Genomic DNA, 16,891 nt, shown 5'->3' on the forward strand with positions numbered 1-16,891 from the left:
GGACCGGCAGTACCAGGGAGGACGTCGTGCGTGGGGCGATGATGGTGGGCATGAGCGAGTTCGCGAGTGTGCTGCGGTCCTGGCGTGACCGGGTGCGTCCGGAGGAGGTGGGGCTCCCCGCGGGTGCCGGTCGCCGGACGTCCGGGCTCCGCCGCGAGGAGCTCGCCGCCCTCGCCGGGGTGAGCGTCGACTACGTCGTCCGGCTCGAGCAGGGGCGTGCCACGAACCCGTCGCCGCAGATGCTCGGCGCGCTTGCGACGGCACTCCGTCTCTCCGTCGAGGAGCGCGACCACCTCTTCCGTGTCGCCGGGGCCGCCGCGCCGTCCCGTCAGGTGGTCCCCCGGCACGTCACCCCGGGGGTCCAGCGGATCGTCGACCGCCTCGGCGACGTGCCGCTCGCGGTCTTCACGGCGACGCACGACATCGTCCTGTGGAACGACCTCTGGGCGGCGCTCAACGGGGACCCGGAGCAGTACGCAGGCATCGAGCGGAACCTCGTCTGGCGGCACTTCATGCACGGGCACGACGGCGTCGCGTGGGACGACACCCACCAGGAGGAGTTCTCGAGCGACCTCGCCGCCGACCTCCGCGCCGCGATCGGCCGTTACCCCGCCGATCGCGGCCTCGCCGAGCTCGTGGCGCGGCTCCGTCGGGAGTCGCCGGAGTTCGAGCGGCGCTGGGAGACCGGCCGGATCGCCGAGCACCGCGCGAGCCGCAAGACGGTCGCCACGCCCGTCGGCCCGATCGAGATCGACTGCGACGTGCTGAGCGTGCCCGGCGGCGACCTGCGGATCGTCGTCTACACCGCGGTGCCCGGCACCGAGGACGCCGCCAAGCTCGACCTCCTCCGGGTGACCGGGCTGCAGGAGCTCGCGCCGACCGTCACGCCGCGGTGAACACCAGCGACGCGTTCTGACCGCCGAACCCGAACGAGTTGTTGAGCGCTGACCGGATCGGAGCCGTCCGTGCCGAACCGGACACCACGTCGAGGTCGACCGCCGGATCCAGGTGCTCCAGGTTGAGCGTCGCCGGCACGACCCCGGTCTCGATCGCCCGGACGGACAGGATCGCCTCGACCGCGCCGGCTGCACCGAACATGTGGCCGATCGCGCTCTTCGGAGCGGTGACGAGCGCTCCGGTGCCGACCGCACGGGCGATGGCAGCAGCCTCGCCGACGTCCCCGACCGGCGTGCTCGTCGCGTGCGCGTTGACGTGGTCGACGTCCGCACCGGTGAGCCCGGCCATCCGGATCGCTGCCGTCATCGCTCGTTCCTGCTCGCTGCCGTCGGCGAGCGGCGCGGTGATGTGGTGGGCGTCCGAGGTGATCCCCCACCCGGCGAGCGTGCCGTGCGACCGCTGGGCACGAGCTGCTGCGTGCGCGGCGCGTTCGAGCACGACGAACCCCGCTCCCTCGCCGAGGACGAACCCCGGCGGGAGACGTCGAACGGCCGCGAGAGCGTCGTCGGGTCGTCGTCGCCCGGCTTCGCGAGCGCCTGGGACTGCGCGAAGGACGCCATGGTGACCGGCGTGACGGCGGCTTCGGTCCCGCCGGCGATCACCACGTCGGCCTCGCCGGTGACGATGAGTCGAGCGGCCATCGCGATCGCCTCAGCGCCGGACGCGCACGCCGACACCGTGGTGTACGCCCCGGCTCGTGCGCCGAACGCGATGCTGATCTGCGCTGCCGCGCCGTTGGCCATGAGCATCGGCACCGTGCGGGGTGACACCCGCCGGGCGCCGGATGCACCGAGCACGTCGTGGGCGTCCAGCAGGGTCTCCACTCCCGATGCCGGTGCCCACGACCACCGCCAGTCGGTCGCCCTCGACCGCCGGGGCCCCGGCGTCCGCCCAGGCCTCCTCCGCGGCGACGAGCGCGAGCTGCTGGCTCCGGTCGAGCCGGGCGGCACGGACCCGACCGAGGGCACCGTCCGCGTCCAGCGCGGCGTCCGCCCCCACCATGATCGGGACCTGCGCCCACAGCGCGCCCGGGCGTTCGAGGACGTGCACGCCCGAGCGCCCGGCGACGAGTGCGTCCCACAGGACGTCGACGCCGTGGCCGAACGGGGAGACCGCGCCGTAGCCGGTGATGGAGATGTCCACGGAAGACTCCTTCTTGTACGTTGAACAAGTTGAGTTGTACCACGTACAATTCCGGCATGGCAACCACGACGGACGCGCCCGGCACGGCACGCGGCGCGGCGACCCGGGCGAAGATCCTCGCAGCGACCGCCGGACTGCTCACCGCGACCGCCGGAGACGGCGGTCCCCGTCGGACCGTCACGGTCAGCGAGATCGCCCGCGCGGCCGGGGTGTACCCGAACCAGATCACGCACCACTTCGGCTCGAAGGACCGACTCGTGCTCGACGCGTCGTTCGCGCTCTTCCTCCGCGACACCACGCGGTTGCAGGCGGTCGGGCGACGCGCCCGGTCGGCCGAGACCTTCCGGCAGACGCTCGCACGCACGGCGCTGGCGATGCCGTCGACGCTCCTCGTCGTCCGGGCACTCGCGGCGACCGGCGACGACGACGGGCAGCGCGAGCGGGTGCGGCTGCTCCTCGCGGTGGTGTTCCGGCAGTCCGAGCGCTACCTCGACCGGGTGGTCGCCGAGCACGGCTGGGCGAGCGGCAGCGGGGTCGGTCGTGACGCCCGCACCTTCTGGAGCGCGGTCTTCGGCGCGACCCTGCTGGCGGACGCCGGGGTGACCGGCGGTCCGTCCGACCTCGACCTCGCCGGCACCGTCTCCATCACCTGAGCGGGGCGCCCGGGATCAGCGGTGCGCCGCCCAGAGCTCCCCTGCCCGGTCAGCACCGCGCCGGATCAACTCCGCGAGGTCCGGCCGGTCCGGCACCGGGAACGAGACGTACGCCCCACGTCCACCGGCGACGGGCCGGCCGTACGCCTTCGCCGCGAGTGTCCGGTCGGGCAGCATCCGGACGGTGATGGTCTCGAGTTCGAACTCCTCGCCACGGCGCTCGTCCCGCCACCGCAACGCGGGCGGGACGGTGACGGTGATCGCCATCGCTCCCACCACGACCTCGCCCGACGAGTCGATCGGCTGCGCCATCAGCCGCGCCAGGTCACTCGCCGAAGCCGGACCGCACGAGCGCGACGAGCGCCTCGACCGCGTCCTGCGCGTCGGGACCCGAACCCTCGATCGTGACCGTCGCGCCCTTCGGCAGGGCCAACGCCATGATCGCGAGCAGGCTCTTCGCGTCCACGCCGTTCACCCGCACCGACGCCTCGTACTTCGCTGCGGTCTTCACGAACTCCGCCGCGGGCCGGGCGTGCAGCCCGCTCTCGTTGACGAGTTCGACGCGCTCGGACGCGGCCACGTCGTCGCCGGTACCGGTACCGGTCTCGGCGGCCGGCGCCGCGCCTCCAGGCTGGTCACCGGACGGACTGGAGGCGATGCTCGCGTCCGCCTCGGAGGCTGCGGCGGACGCGGCAGCGGCCAGGACGGCGTCGGCGTCACCGCCCGTCTGCGCGGCGACCGCCGCGGCCACCGCGCCTTCGACCAGCGGGGCCTGCGAGACGTGCACGCGTGCGCGGAGGTCGTCGTCGAGGAAGTCGAGCGCCGTGTCGGTGGTGAGGTAGGCCGACCCGAGGTCGCACAGCACGACCACGGCGTCCGCGGCGGCGAGCTCCTCGATGCCGGCGGTGATCGCCTCGAACGAGGTGCCGATGCCGCCGTCGTCGGTCCCGCCGGCGGCGACGAGCGGGACGTCCGCTGCCATCTGCCGGGCGAGTTCGACGGTGCCGGTCGCGATCGCCGCGCTGTGCGAGACGATCAGGATGCCGACGGTCACGCGGCGCTCCCGGCCGTCGTCGCGTCCACCGCCGCGCGGAGGATGTAGACGGTCGACTGCGCTCCGGGGTCGCGGTGCCCGACGGCACGCTCCCCGAGGTAGCTCGCACGGCCCTTGTGGGCGACGAGTGCGTCGGTCGACTCGGCACCGGTGACGGCCGCGTCGGCCGCGGCGGCGAGCACCTGCTCGGGGCCCTCGCCGGCGGCTGCCGCGGCTGCGGCGGCGTCGACGGCGGGCGACCACGCGTCGACCATCGTCTTGTCGCCGACGGCCGCCTTGCCGCGGGACACGATGCCGTCGCGCGCGGCGGTCAGCACGGCGACGAGGCCGTCCGCGTCGAGCTCGGTCGCGTCGCCGGCCGCCTGGGCGGCCTTGAGGTACGCGGTCCCGAAGAGCGGGCCGGCGGCGCCGCCCACCGTCGAGATGAGCTTCGTCGCGACGACCTTGAGCACGGCGCCCGGCGTGTCGAACGCACCGGAGTCGACGGCCTCGAGCACGGCGCGGAACCCCCGGTCGAGGTTCTCCACCGTGGTCGCCGTCGCCGATCTCGCGGTCGAGCGTGACGAGCTCGGCCCGGTGCTCGTCGATGGTCGCGGCGGTGCGTCGGACCCAGTCGGTGGCCCATGCGGTGTCGAGCGCCAATGCGGTTCCCTTCGTGTTCCGGCCCGGCGGGCTCGGGGTCGTGGTGCGGTGGGTCAGCGTCCCCAGCGCAGGGCAGGGGTCTCCACCGGTGCGTCCCAGAGGGTGGTGAGTTCGTCGTCGAGCACCGTCACGGTGAGCGAGAACCCCTGCATCTCGAGGGACGTCACGTAGTCGCCGACCAGGCTACGCGCGACGTCGTACCCGCGGTCGGAGAGGACCTCGGCGGCGCGGCGGTAGACGATGTAGAGCTCCGACAGCGGGGTGCCGCCCATGCCGTTCACGAGCAGCAGGAGTCTCGAGCCCGCTGGCGCGTCCAGGTCGGTGAGGATCGGTTCGAGCACGCGGTCGACGAGTTCGTCGGCCGGGGCCATCGCGATGCGCTCGCGACCGGGCTCGCCGTGGATGCCGATGCCGAGTTCGACCTCGTCCTCCGCCAGCGTGAAGGACGGCTCGCCGGCGTGCGGCACCGTGCCCGAGCTGAGCGCCAGCCCCATCGACCGCGTGACGTCGTTGACGTGCCGGGCGACGGCGGCGACGGCGTCGAGGTCGTCCCCGCGCTCCGCGGCGGCGCCCGCGCACTTCTCGACGACGACGGTCCCGGCGACCCCGCGACGGCCGGCGGTGTAGAGCGAGTCCTGCACGGCGACGTCGTCGTCGACCACGATGGACTCGACCCGGATGTCCTCCATGCCGGCGAGCTCGGCGGCGGTCTCGAAGTTGAGCACGTCACCGGTGTAGTTCTTGACGATGTGGAGCACGCCCGCTCCCCGTCGACGGCCTTCGTGGCAGCGACGATCGGGTCCGGCGTCGGGCTCGTGAACACCGGACCGGGCACCGCGGCGTCGAGCATCCCGTGGCCGACGAACCCGGCGTGCAGGGGCTCGTGGCCGCTGCCACCGCCGCTGACGATGCCGACCTTGCCGGACACCGGCGCATCGGCGCGGTGCAGGTGGATCGGGTCCTCCACCAGGACGACGTGCCCGGCGTGCGCACGGGCGAACCCGCGCACGGTCTCGAGGACGACGGCCTGCGGATCGTTGATGAGCTTCTTCATGCTGACCTCCACGGGTGAGGGGCGATCGCGGGGCAGCACGCCGCCGTCGTCGACCGGAGTTGCCTCAATCTACATCGCAGCCGCGGACGCCCGTTCGGGTCCGGTGCACGTTCGTGCAGGGGGTGCTCCGCAGTGGGGACCCCGCGCACCCTCCGGCGCACAGCCCGCTTGCACGTTCGTGCACTTTTCCGCACTTCCCTCAACAACGCATCGCCGCGCGGGAAGCAGCGTCACTATGCTCGGCGTCAATCACTCAACGGGGAGTGCCGGCGCAGCACCACCGGACCCCCACCCTCACGCACTGGAGGTCACCGATGGACGGCATCGGCGTCAATTTCCTGTCTGAGCTCGTCGGTACGGCGATGCTCATCATCCTCGGTGGCGGCGTCGTCGCCGCTGTCTCCCTGACGAAGTCCAAGGGCTTCGGCGCGGGCTTCCTCATGGTCACGATCGGTTGGGGCTTCGCGGTCTTCGCCGGCGTCACCGTGTCGTACAAGTCCGGTGGCCAGCTCAACCCGGCGGTCAGCCTCGCGCAGGCCATCCTCGGCAACATCACCGTCGGCGAGATGTTCCTCTACTGGCTGGCCCAGTTGATCGGCGCGATCATCGGTGCGGTCATCGTCTGGCTCGCCTACAAGCAGCACTTCGACGAGGAGCCCGACGCGGCCGCCAAGCTCGGCGTCTTCTCGACCGGCCCGGCGATCCGCACCTACGGCTGGAACCTCGTCACCGAGATCATCGGCACCTTCGTGCTGGTCTTCGTCGTGATCGCGTTCACCAACGGCAAGACCCTCGCCGAGCTGGGCGCCATCCCCGTCGCCTTCCTCGTGATCGCGATCGGCGTCAGCCTCGGTGGCCCGACCGGCTACGCCATCAACCCGGCACGTGACCTCGGTCCGCGCATCGCGCACGCCTTCCTGCCGATCAAGGGCAAGGGCACGAGCGACTGGTCCTACGCCTGGGTGCCGGTCGTCGGCCCCCTCGTCGGTGGTGCCCTCGCCGCTGGCCTGTCGTACGCGCTGCTGCCGCTCGCCTGAGCACTTCTCGCTGAACACTCACCGAACGAACCCGTAAGGAGCACCAATGGCCGACTACATCGTCGCCATCGACCAGGGAACGACCAGCACGCGAGCGATCGTCTTCGACCACTCCGGCTCGATCATCTCCGTGGGCCAGAAGGAACACGAGCAGATCTTCCCGCGGGCCGGCTGGGTCGAGCACGACCCGTCCGAGATCTGGGACAACACCCGTGAGGTCATCGGCCAGGCACTGTCCCGCGCCGACATCACCCGCCACGACGTCGCGGCGGTCGGCATCACGAACCAGCGCGAGACCGCGGTGGTCTGGGACAAGACGACCGGCAAGCCGGTGTACAACGCCATCGTCTGGCAGGACACCCGCACGCAGGCCATCGTCGACAAGCTCGCCGACGGCGACACCGACCGCTACAAGGCGATCGTCGGTCTGCCGCTCGCGACCTACTTCGCCGGCACCAAGATCATGTGGATCCTCGAGAACGTCGAGGGTGCGCGTGAGAAGGCCGAGGCCGGCGACCTGCTGTTCGGCACCACCGACACCTGGGTCCTCTGGAACCTGACCGGTGGCGTCGACGGCGGCGTCCACAAGACCGACGTCACGAACGCGTCCCGCACGCTGTTCATGGACCTCGAGACGCTCCAGTGGCGCGACGACATCCTCGCCGACTTCGGTGTGCCGAAGTCGATGCTCCCCGAGATCGTCAGCTCCTCCGAGGTCTACGGCCACGTCGAGTCGTCGAACCTGCTCCGCGAGGTCCCGATCGCCGGCATCCTCGGCGACCAGCAGGCCGCGACCTTCGGCCAGGCGGCGTTCGACCAGGGCGAGTCGAAGAACACCTACGGCACCGGCAACTTCCTCATCTTCAACACCGGGACCGAGATCGTCCGCTCCGAGAACGGCCTGCTCACCACCGTCGGCTACAAGCTCGGCGACCAGGAGACGCACTACGCCCTCGAGGGCTCGATCGCCGTCACGGGCTCGCTCATCCAGTGGCTCCGCGACAACCTCGGTCTCATCGGCAGCGCCCCGGAGGTCGAGGCCCTCGCCAAGACCGTCGAGGACAACGGCGGCGTGTACTTCGTGCCGGCGTTCTCGGGGCTGTTCGCGCCGTACTGGCGTCCGGACGCACGCGGTGCCATCGTCGGCCTCACCCGCTACGTCAACAAGGGTCACATCGCCCGTGCCGCCCTCGAGGCGACGGCGCTGCAGACCCGCGAGGTCCTCGACGCCGTCAACGCCGACTCGGGCGTGGACCTGACCGAGCTCAAGGTCGACGGCGGCATGACCGCCAACAACGAGCTCATGCAGTTCCAGGCGGACATCCTCAACGTGCCGGTGGTGCGTCCGGTCGTCGCCGAGACGACGGCGCTCGGCGCGGCCTACGCGGCCGGTCTCGCGGTGGGCTTCTGGGCCAACCTCGACGAGCTCCGTGCCAACTGGCAGGAGGACCAGCGCTGGGAGCCGCAGCTCGACGAAGCCGAGCGCGACCGCCAGATCCGCCTCTGGAAGAAGGCCGTCACGAAGACCTTCGACTGGGTCGACGAGGACGTCCAGTAGTGCAGTCCTGACGTGACCGCCTGGAGGCGCGGTGCCGGTTCCTGGAACCGGCACCGCGCCTCCAGTCAGTTGCGCTGCGTTCCGTCCCGTCCCGTCCCGTTCCGTCCCGTCCCGTCCCGTTCCGCAAAACGCAACGTGGGCGGTTTCTCGCAGCGCTGTGCCGCTGCGAGCAGCCGCCGTCGTTGCGTCTTGCGAGCGGTGAGCGGCTAGGCGGCCGGGGCCGCGCCGACCCAGTCAGCCAGTTTGCGCGCTGCAGCGCCGGAGTCGATCGCCTCGGCCGCGACGAGCATCTGCTCGCGGAAGCGCTGCAGGATCGGCCGTTCCACCTCGGACGGGTCCTCGGCCAGCCGGAAGGCGACGAGTCCGGCCGCGGCGTTGAGCAGGACGATGTCGCGCACCGCTCCGACCTCGCCGTCGAGCAGGCGGTGCACCACGGCGGCGTTGTGCTCCGGGTCGCCGCCGAGCAGGTCCTCGATGCGGGCACGGGCGATGCCGAGGTCGCGCGGGTCGATGTCGTGCTCGGTCACGCGGCCGCCGGTGACCTCCCAGATGTGGCTGTGACCGGTCGTGGTGAGCTCGTCGAGCCCGTCGTCGCCGCGGAACACGAGCGCCGTGGCCCCGCGGGTCTGGAACACGCCCGTGATGATCGGCACGAGCTCGAGCTGCGCGACCCCGACCGCGTTCGCCTCGCAGCGCGCCGGGTTGACGAGCGGCCCGAGGAAGTTGAAGACCGTGGGGACGCCGATCTCCCGCCGCACCTTGCCCGCGTGGGCGAAGCCGGGGTGGAAGGCGCTGGCGAACGCGAACGTCAGCCCGACACGCCGGAAGGTGTCCGCGACACGCGCGGCGTCCATCGTGAGGTCGAGGCCGAGGGCGGCGAGGACGTCGCTCGAGCCGGACTTCGACGAGCTCGCGCGGTTGCCGTGCTTGACGACCGGGACGCCGGCCGCAGCGATCACGATCGCGGACATCGTCGAGACGTTCACGGTGCCGACCACGTCGCCGCCGGTGCCCACGATGTCGAGCGCCATCGGGTCCACGTCGAGCGGGACGGCGGCCTCGAGGATCGCGTCGCGGAAGCCGACGACCTCGTCGACGGTCTCGCCCTTGGCGCGGAGCGCCACGACGAACGCCGCGATCTGCGCCTCGGTCGCGCGTCCCTGGACGATCTCCTGCATGGCCCATGTGGACTGGCTGATCGTCAGGTCTTCGCGCGCCATGAGCGCGCTGATCGCCGAGGGCCAGGTGAGGAGGTCGGACATGTCTCGATCGTAGTGAATTCGAGAGACCCGCCAGTCTCCTGCGAAAACACTGTCGGGGGTTTCGGCCATAATGGAGGACGTGACTAGCACCCCTCTCTCCAGATCCGCCAGCGGTCCGGTCCTGGAACAGGCCGAACGCCGTTGCCGTGGGGACGATCGTGTGGCTGGGCAGCGAGGTCATGTTCTTCGCCGGCCTGTTCGCGATCTACTTCACGCTGCGCAGCACCTCGCCCGAGCTCTGGGCGACCGAGACCTCCAAGCTCGAGGTGCCGTTCGCCTCGGTGAACACGATCATCCTGGTGCTGTCCAGCTTCGCGTGTCAGTTCGCGGTCTTCGCCGCCGAGCGCTTCCAGGTGCACCGCACCAGCTGGAACCCGAAGGACTGGGGCATGACGGAGTGGTTCTTCGTCACGTACTGCATGGGCGCGATCTTCGTCTGCGGCCAGATCTTCGAGTACGCGAACCTCTGGCACGAGGGCGTGACGCTCTCCTCCAGCGCCTACGGCTCCGCCTTCTACATGACCACCGGCTTCCACGGCCTCCACGTCACCGGCGGCCTCATCGCCTTCCTGCTGACGCTCGGCCGCGGCTTCGCCGCCAAGAACTTCGGTCACAAGGAAGCGACCACCGCGATCGTCGTGTCGTACTACTGGCACTTCGTCGACGTCGTCTGGATCGGCCTCTTCGCCGTCATCTACCTTCTCAAGTAGGAACTGGATAGCCCCCACCGCATGTTCAACAGAAGCAAGTCCAAGAAGGGCCGCCGCTCCCCGATGGCGACCGTGTCGCTCATCGTCGTCGGTCTCATGACCACCGGCGGTGCGTACGCGCTGTTCAGCTCCACGGCGAACGCCGACGACAGCACGAGCACCGTGGCGGCGTCGAGCCAGTCGAAGGTGAACGAGGGCCAGAAGCTCTTCGCCTCCAACTGCGCCACCTGCCACGGCCTCTCCGCGCAGGGCACCAGCGAGGGTCCGTCCCTCATCGGTGTCGGCGCCGCGTCGGTCGACTTCCAGGTCGGCACCGGCCGCATGCCGATGGCTGCGCAGGGTCCCCAGGCCGAAGAGAAGCCGGCGCAGTTCACGGACGAGCAGGTCGATGCCCTCGCCGAGTACGTCGCGTCCCTCGGCCCGGGCCCGTCGGTCCCCTCCACCGAGCTCACCAACGGCGAGGACGGCGACGCCGCCGAGGGTGCCGAGCTCTTCCGCATCAACTGCGCGATGTGCCACAACGTGGCCGGCGCCGGTGGTGCGTTGACCGAGGGCAAGTACGCGCCGAACCTGCAGTCGGTGTCCGGCAAGCACATCTACGAGGCCATGGTCACCGGCCCGCAGAACATGCCGGTCTTCAACGACCTCAACCTCACGCCCGAGCAGAAGGCCGACATCATCACGTACCTCAAGTACGTGCAGGACAACAAGTCGCCCGGTGGGTTCGCCCTCGGCTCCCTCGGCCCGGTGGCAGAGGGTCTGTTCATCTGGATCTTCGGACTCGGCGCGGTCGTCGCGATGACCGTCTGGCTGACCGCGAAGTCCAACTGATCGTCCGTGTCGAACGACACTGAAGGGAACACCATGGCAGAGCACGACGACGAGGCACTGAACTCGTCCTCGGCTGTCGAGAAGCACGGCACGACCACGACGCCGGCCGGTATCGCGGTCCTCCCCGCGGACCCGTTCGAGAACCCGGGCGAGCCGCCGCACCGCGCGCGCCGCACCGACGTCGACCCGAAGAAGCAGCGCCTCGCCGAGCGTCAGGTCGCCACGTTCTTCTACCTGTCGATCGTGGGCAGCGTCCTGGCGATCGCGGCCTACGTGGCCTTCCCGATCGACTCCGACGACTTCGGCAACGGTCCGCTCCGCGAACCTCTTCCTCGGTCTGTCGATCGCGCTGGCCCTGCTGGCGCTCGGCCTCGGCGCCGTGTACTGGTCGAAGTCGCTCGTCGTCGACCGCGAGATCTCGGAGCTCCGCCACACCACCCGTGGCACGGACGCGACCCGCGCGAAGGCCGTCGAGGCCTTCCAGCTCGCCGACAAGGAGTCCGGCTTCAGCCGTCGCAAGCTGATCCGCAACTCGATGATCGGTGCCCTCGCCGCGTTCCCGCTCCCCGGCATCGTCCTGGTGCGCGACCTCGCGCCGGCGGCCGACCCGAACGAGCTGCTCCGCCACACGTTCTGGAAGTCGGGCATGCGCCTGACCAAGGACCCGACCGGTCTCCCGATCAAGGCGTCCGACGTCACGATCGGCTCGGTCTTCCACGTCATCCCCGACGGGATGCTCGACTCGGAGCACATGCTCGAGGAGAAGGCCAAGGCCGCCGTCCTCCTCATGCGCCTCGACCCGAAGGACCTGAACCCCGCCAAGGGGCGCGAGAACTGGGGCTACGACGGCATCGTCGCGTACTCCAAGATCTGCACCCACGTGGGGTGCCCGGTCGCGCTCTACGAACAGCAGACGCACCACCTGCTGTGCCCGTGCCACCAGTCCACGTTCGACGTGTCGAACAACTGCGACGTCATCTTCGGCCCGGCCGCACGCCCTCTCCCCCAACTTCCTATCGCGATCGACGACGACGGCTACCTGGTTGCCCAGAGCGACTTCCACGAGCCCGTCGGACCGTCCTTCTGGGAGCGTGAACGCTGATGAGCACCACCACCACCAACGCACCCGCGTCGAGCACCAAGCCGGCGCCGGAGCGTGGATCCCGCATCATCGGCGGGGTCGCGAACTACATCGATGAGCGCACGAGCATCTCGGGCCTCGTGAAGGAGGTCGGGCGCAAGATCTTCCCCGACCACTGGAGCTTCATGCTCGGCGAGGTTGCGCTGTACAGCTTCGTCGTCGTCCTGCTCTCCGGCACCTTCCTGACGTTCTTCTTCCAGGCGTCGATGGCCGAGGTCGTCTACAACGGCTCCTACGTCCCGCTCAAGGGCGTCGAGATGTCGACGGCGCTGCAGTCCACGCTGAACATCTCGTTCGACATCCGTGGCGGGCTCTTCGTCCGGCAGATCCACCACTGGGCGGCCCTGCTGTTCGTGGCCTCGATCATGCTGCACATGGCCCGCGTGTTCTTCACCGGCGCCTTCCGCAAGCCGCGTGAGCTCAACTGGGTGTTCGGCTTCCTCCTCTGGGTCCTGGCCATGGCCGAGGGCTTCACGGGCTACTCGCTCCCCGACGACCTGCTCTCCGGCAACGGTCTGCGCATCATCGTCGGCATGATCGAGGGCGTCCCGGTGATCGGTGTCTGGATCGCCTACCTGCTGTTCGGCGGTGAGTTCCCGGGTACCGACATCGTCGGCCGCCTCTACACGCTGCACATCCTGCTGCTGCCGGCGATCCTCGTGGCGGTGCTCGGCGTCCACCTCGTGCTGGTCGTCATCAACAAGCCACGCAGTTCGCGGGTCCGGGCAAGACGAACGAGAACGTCGTCGGTGTCCCGATCCTCCCCGCGTTCGCCGCCAAGGCCGGTGGGTTCTTCTTCATCGTCGCGGGCATCCTCGCCCTCATCGCGTCGATGTTCACGATCAACCCGATCTGGAACTACGGCCCGTACGACCCGTCCCCCGTGTCCGCCGGTACCCAGCCTGACTGGTACATCGGCTTCGCGGACGGTGCGCTCCGTCTGGTGCCGCCGCACTGGGAGGTCGTGTGGTTCGGCTACACGGTGTCGTTCAACATCCTGGCGCCGATCGCGGTGCTGGTGCTCCTCATCCTGGCGATCCTGCTCTACCCCTTCATCGAGGGCTGGATCACCGGTGACAAGCGTGAGCACCACATCCTCGACCGCCCGCGCAACGCCCCGACCCGGACGGCGTTCGGTGCTGCCGGCATCACGCTCTACGCGAGCCTCTGGGCCGCCGCGTCGTCGGACATCATCGCGACCCACTTCATGGTCTCGATCGAACACGTGATCCACGTGATCCAGGCCACGACGGTCCTCGGCCCGTTCCTCGCCTTCTGGATCACGAAGCGTGTCTGCCTCGCACTGCAGAAGAAGGACCGCGAGATCGTGCTCCACGGGTACGAGTCCGGCCGCATCGTGCGACTGCCGCACGGCGAGTACATCGAGGTGCACGAGCAGCTCGACGAGTACGAGCGCTGGAAGCTCCTGCAGTTCAACGAGTACAAGCCGCTCATGATCCGCCCGAACGCCAAGGGCAAGATCTCCAGCGTGCAGAAGCTGCGTGCCGGCGTCTCCCGCTTCTTCTTCGAGGACCGCATCACGCCGGTCACGAAGGCCGAGCTCGAGGCAGCGCACGCCGCGCACCACGGTCCCGAGTTGGACGGCGGCGAGCACCCCGCTGCTGCCGTCGGAGCGGGCAACCACTAGCAAGTCAGCCGAAGCAACCCCCGTCACGGAAGTGGCGGGGGTTTCTTCGTGCGTCGGGAACACGCCGGGTCACGTTCACGTTCGATTCACCGACACGTGCTGGACTCGTCCAGGACGGTGTGGCACTGTGTTGCATCGAGCACCCGCCAACGGAATGGAACCCCGATGGACAGCCGGACGGCCGAACACCCCAGGCCGAACCACTTCCTCCTCCACCTCAGCGACACCCACCTCGTGGCAGGCGACGGTGACCTCTACGGTGACGTGGACTCTGCCGCGCGTCTGACCGAGATCATCGCCGACATCGAAGCCGCGGGCACCCGCCCCGAAGCGATCGTCGTCACCGGCGACGTGGCCGACAAGGGCGAACCGGGTGCCTACGCCCGCATCCGCGACATCGTCCAGCCGGCGGCCGAGCGCATCGGTGCCCAGGTCATCTGGGCGATGGGCAACCACGACGAGCGCGGCGCCTTCCGCCAGGAGCTCTTCGGTCTGCAGCCGACCGACCGCCCCGTCGACTTCGTCTACGAGGTGAACGGCCTGCGCGTCATCACGCTCGACACCAGCGTGCCGGGCCGGCACCACGGTGAGGTCTCGCCCGAGCAGCTCGACTGGCTCGCCGAGGTCCTGTCCGAGGCGGCGCCGCACGGCACCATCCTGGCGATGCACCACCCGCCCGTGCCGAGCGTGCAGGACCTCGCGGTCCTCGTGGAGCTCCGCGAGCAGGACGCCCTGGCCGAGGTGGTCGAGGGCAGTGACGTCATCGCGATCATCGCCGGACACCTGCACTACTCGACGAGTGCCGTGTTCGCGGGCATCCCCGTCTCGGTGGCGAGTGCGACGTGCTACACGCAAGACCTCACCGAGTTCCAGGGCGGCACCCGCGGTCACGACGGCGCGCAGTCGTACAACCTGGTGCACGTCTACGGCAACAACGTCGTGCACTCGGTGGTGCCGATCGGGCACTACGCCACGGTCGGGCAGCCCGTCACGGCGGCCGAGACCGAGGCCCGTCTCGAGGCCGCCGGCGTCTCGATCCCCGCCGCGGTCGAGCCGGCGCCGGTCACGTCGAGCATCCCCGTCTTCACCCTCGACGCGGTGCCCGTCTCCCCCATCCGCCGGTAGGGCGCTGTCGCCCGCGAAAGCGACAGTTGTCCGGCACAGTCCGGTCTCACCCCCGCCGAAGCGACAGTTCCCCGCGAACATCCCGCGGGGAACTGTCGCTTTCGGGGGTGAGCGGGTGGCTCGTAGCGCGCGCCATGCGGGCTCGAGTCGCCTGTTGCGTCTGCAACGGTTGCGTGTGCATGGTGCGACAACGTGCTCGTCGTTCGACAAGCGCTTTGTCGCTCGTTGCGTCTGCAACGGTTGCGTGCGCATGGTGCGACAATGCGCTCGTCGTTCGACATGTGTTTTGTCGCTCGTTGCGTCTGCAACGGTTGCGTGTGCATAGTGCGACACCGTGCTCGTCGGTCGACAAGCGCTTTGTCGCTCGCCACCCCCTCGCACCCGCCCGCTTGCGCACGGACACCCCTGGAGCGACCCGGCGGCCCGCCCGAGCACTACGCGCCCGCCCGCGCCCTACGCGCCCGATCGCTCCCACGGTGCCGGGAACGGGAAGTACTTCTCGAGGAAGCCCGTCACGCGCTCGGTCCGCTCCTCGTCGCTCACCTCGGGGAAGCTCCCGTCGTTGAGGCAGAAGAAGTCGGCGTTCCGCTTCTTGAGCAGGTCGTCGAGCGCTCGGAGTCCGGACTGCATCGTCGTGTCGATGTACCGCACGTCCGCGTTCTCCTGCACGATCGCGCGACCGGTGAGCAGCGAGTAGTAGTGGTAGAGCGAGTTGGTGACGGAGATGTTCTCCGCCGCGCGGAACCGCGAGGCAGCGGTCGCCGCGAACTCGTCGGCGAACTCGTGCTCCATCTCGGTCATGATCGACTTCCGGAGCGGCGTCGGCGCGTGCTCGAGGTGCCGGGTCGTGACCGCACCGAAGCGCTGCTGCAGCAGCCGCCGGTTGACGCGGGCGGAGTTCTCGAAGCCGCTTCGCGCCGGGTTGTTCGACCCGAGGCCGATCCGGGTCGTCGCGAGGATGAACTTCGTCACGGAGCCCGGGCTGAAGAACGACGACGGGTCGACCATGCGCCCGAAGAACATGTCGTCGTTCGAGTAGATGAAGTGCTCGCTGATGCCCGGGATGTGGTGCAGCTGTGACTCGACGGCCTGCGAGTTGTGCGTGGGCAGGACGGACGGGTCGGCGAAGAACTCCTCGCTCCGCACGATGCGCACCTTCGGGTGGTCGGCGAGCCATGCCGGCGCCGGCGAGTCGGTGGCGATGTAGATCTGGCGGATCCACGGTGCGAAGGTGTGCACGGACCGGAGCGCGTACTTGAGCTCGTCGATCTGGCGGAAGCGGGCCGGAGCGTCGTCGCCCTCGCCCAGAACAGCACCGGACTGCGCGGCCTGGCGGGCGCGCTGGTACTCGATGGCGTTGCCGTCGACCCACGAGAACACGATGTCGATCGGGAAGCGGATGTCCGAGACGTGGTCGTCGAACATGTGCTCGACGGTGCGCCAGGTGCGACCGTACCGCTCGATGTCGACGAGCACGAACTCGTCGATCGGCAGGCTGCGGCGCATCAGCGCGTTCTCGACGGGCGCGAGCACCTCGGTGTCGGTGACGCGCCAGAACTCGACCTGCACGCTCGTCTCGGCGCCGTAGCGGAGCCGTCCGAGGGGCTCGACGCGGGGGCGGAACACGCGGAGGACGGGTTCGTCGACGGAGGCCAGGCCGTCGTCGATGACGAGCACTGCGGGCTTGCCCGGCGGCTTCGCGTAGAACGGCTCGTTCGCGGCGGCGGCCATCACGGCGCTCTCGGCACGCTGTCGGTCGCGCTCGTCGAGGGCGATGACCGGACGCTGGTCGTTCCCGCGGATCAGCAGGTGGTCGACGTCGCCGGCGGTGAGTGCGTCGTCGAGGAACAGGAGGTCCTCGATCATCGACTGCTGCGGGGTGAGGTGGCCGTTGACGAGCGTGAGACGACCCTTGCGGACGACGACGTCCGGCCGGTCGAGACCGCCGGAGGACGGTCGAGGGTTCAGCAGAGGACTCTCGGTCACCGGCTCGGTCTCGTTGCTCATCCATGCCCTTCGGGTCGATCGGCCGGGTCCTGCACCCGGCCTCTGCGATCCTACCGTCCGCGCGGACGC

The 16,891-nt window shown here is 69.8% G+C and carries 11 protein-coding genes and 5 pseudogenes; 9 read left to right on the forward strand and 7 right to left on the reverse strand.

Going from position 1 to position 16,891, the window contains the following annotated elements:
* Positions 1-50 precede the first annotated feature (50 nt).
* A complete protein-coding gene (locus ACZ8AI_RS11505; RefSeq protein ID WP_464858335.1) occupies positions 51-896 on the forward strand; it encodes a helix-turn-helix domain-containing protein in 846 nt (281 codons plus the stop codon).
* Here the strand turns inward: ACZ8AI_RS11505 and ACZ8AI_RS11510 are convergent.
* Positions 883-2,100, reverse strand: a pseudogene (locus tag ACZ8AI_RS11510) (beta-ketoacyl-[acyl-carrier-protein] synthase family protein). The gene ACZ8AI_RS11505 and the pseudogene ACZ8AI_RS11510 overlap by 14 nt on opposite strands.
* A gap of 56 nt (positions 2,101-2,156) precedes the next feature.
* Between ACZ8AI_RS11510 and ACZ8AI_RS11515 the strand changes: the two are divergent.
* Positions 2,157-2,753: a TetR/AcrR family transcriptional regulator gene (locus ACZ8AI_RS11515; RefSeq protein WP_464858336.1), complete on the forward strand. Its 597-nt coding sequence runs from the start codon at positions 2,157-2,159 to the stop codon at positions 2,751-2,753.
* A 15-nt stretch (positions 2,754-2,768) separates the two neighbouring features.
* Here ACZ8AI_RS11515 and ACZ8AI_RS11520 read toward each other — a convergent pair whose 3' ends face one another.
* From ACZ8AI_RS11520 to dhaK, 4 genes and pseudogenes are all read right to left on the reverse strand, one after another.
* Positions 2,769-3,065, reverse strand: coding sequence for a hypothetical protein (locus ACZ8AI_RS11520; protein ID WP_464858337.1), 297 nt, complete (start codon positions 3,063-3,065; stop codon positions 2,769-2,771).
* Positions 3,066-3,078: 13 nt separating this feature from the next.
* Complete coding sequence (gene dhaM / locus ACZ8AI_RS11525; RefSeq protein WP_464858338.1) at positions 3,079-3,807, reverse strand: dihydroxyacetone kinase phosphoryl donor subunit DhaM; 729 nt, start codon at positions 3,805-3,807, stop codon at positions 3,079-3,081.
* A pseudogene (gene dhaL / locus ACZ8AI_RS11530) lies at positions 3,804-4,449 on the reverse strand (dihydroxyacetone kinase subunit DhaL). The gene dhaM and the pseudogene dhaL overlap by 4 nt, the downstream one beginning before the upstream one ends.
* Positions 4,450-4,502: 53 nt before the next feature.
* A pseudogene (dhaK, locus tag ACZ8AI_RS11535) lies at positions 4,503-5,503 on the reverse strand (dihydroxyacetone kinase subunit DhaK).
* 314 nt (positions 5,504-5,817) lie between these two features.
* Here dhaK and ACZ8AI_RS11540 point away from each other — a divergent pair.
* Positions 5,818-6,540, forward strand: a complete 723-nt coding sequence (locus tag ACZ8AI_RS11540; RefSeq protein ID WP_464858340.1) for an MIP/aquaporin family protein — start codon at positions 5,818-5,820, stop codon at positions 6,538-6,540.
* Positions 6,541-6,586: 46 nt separating this feature from the next.
* Positions 6,587-8,098 (forward strand): glycerol kinase GlpK, encoded by a 1,512-nt coding sequence (gene glpK, locus ACZ8AI_RS11545; RefSeq protein ID WP_464858341.1) that lies wholly within the window; start codon positions 6,587-6,589, stop codon positions 8,096-8,098.
* A gap of 206 nt (positions 8,099-8,304) precedes the next feature.
* On the opposite strand, the gene trpD is transcribed toward glpK, so the two are convergent.
* Positions 8,305-9,360 (reverse strand): anthranilate phosphoribosyltransferase, encoded by a 1,056-nt coding sequence (gene trpD / locus ACZ8AI_RS11550; RefSeq protein ID WP_464858343.1) that lies wholly within the window; start codon positions 9,358-9,360, stop codon positions 8,305-8,307.
* 155 nt (positions 9,361-9,515) lie between these two features.
* Between trpD and ctaE the strand changes: the two genes are divergently transcribed.
* From ctaE to ACZ8AI_RS11575, 5 genes and pseudogenes are all read left to right on the forward strand, one after another.
* On the forward strand, positions 9,516-10,070 hold the full coding sequence (ctaE, locus tag ACZ8AI_RS11555) for an aa3-type cytochrome oxidase subunit III (protein ID WP_464858516.1): 555 nt from the start codon (positions 9,516-9,518) through the stop codon (positions 10,068-10,070).
* 21 nt (positions 10,071-10,091) lie between these two features.
* On the forward strand, positions 10,092-10,901 hold the full coding sequence (qcrC, locus tag ACZ8AI_RS11560; protein WP_071293026.1) for a cytochrome bc1 complex diheme cytochrome c subunit: 810 nt from the start codon (positions 10,092-10,094) through the stop codon (positions 10,899-10,901).
* Positions 10,902-10,934: 33 nt separating this feature from the next.
* Positions 10,935-12,003 (forward strand): annotated as a pseudogene (qcrA, locus tag ACZ8AI_RS11565) (cytochrome bc1 complex Rieske iron-sulfur subunit).
* Positions 12,003-13,690, forward strand: a pseudogene (gene qcrB, locus ACZ8AI_RS11570) (cytochrome bc1 complex cytochrome b subunit). The pseudogenes qcrA and qcrB overlap by 1 nt, the downstream one beginning before the upstream one ends.
* Before the next feature lie 165 nt (positions 13,691-13,855).
* Positions 13,856-14,815, forward strand: coding sequence for a phosphodiesterase (locus ACZ8AI_RS11575; RefSeq protein WP_464858345.1), 960 nt, complete (start codon positions 13,856-13,858; stop codon positions 14,813-14,815).
* A 453-nt stretch (positions 14,816-15,268) separates the two neighbouring features.
* Here ACZ8AI_RS11575 and ACZ8AI_RS11580 read toward each other — a convergent pair whose 3' ends face one another.
* The gene (locus ACZ8AI_RS11580; RefSeq protein WP_464858346.1) at positions 15,269-16,822 is read right to left on the reverse strand and encodes a stealth conserved region 3 domain-containing protein; all 1,554 of its coding nucleotides are present in this window, start codon (positions 16,820-16,822) and stop codon (positions 15,269-15,271) included.
* Positions 16,823-16,891: the final 69 nt, after the last annotated feature.

The sequence above is a fragment of the Curtobacterium sp. AC273 genome (assembly GCF_979253735.1).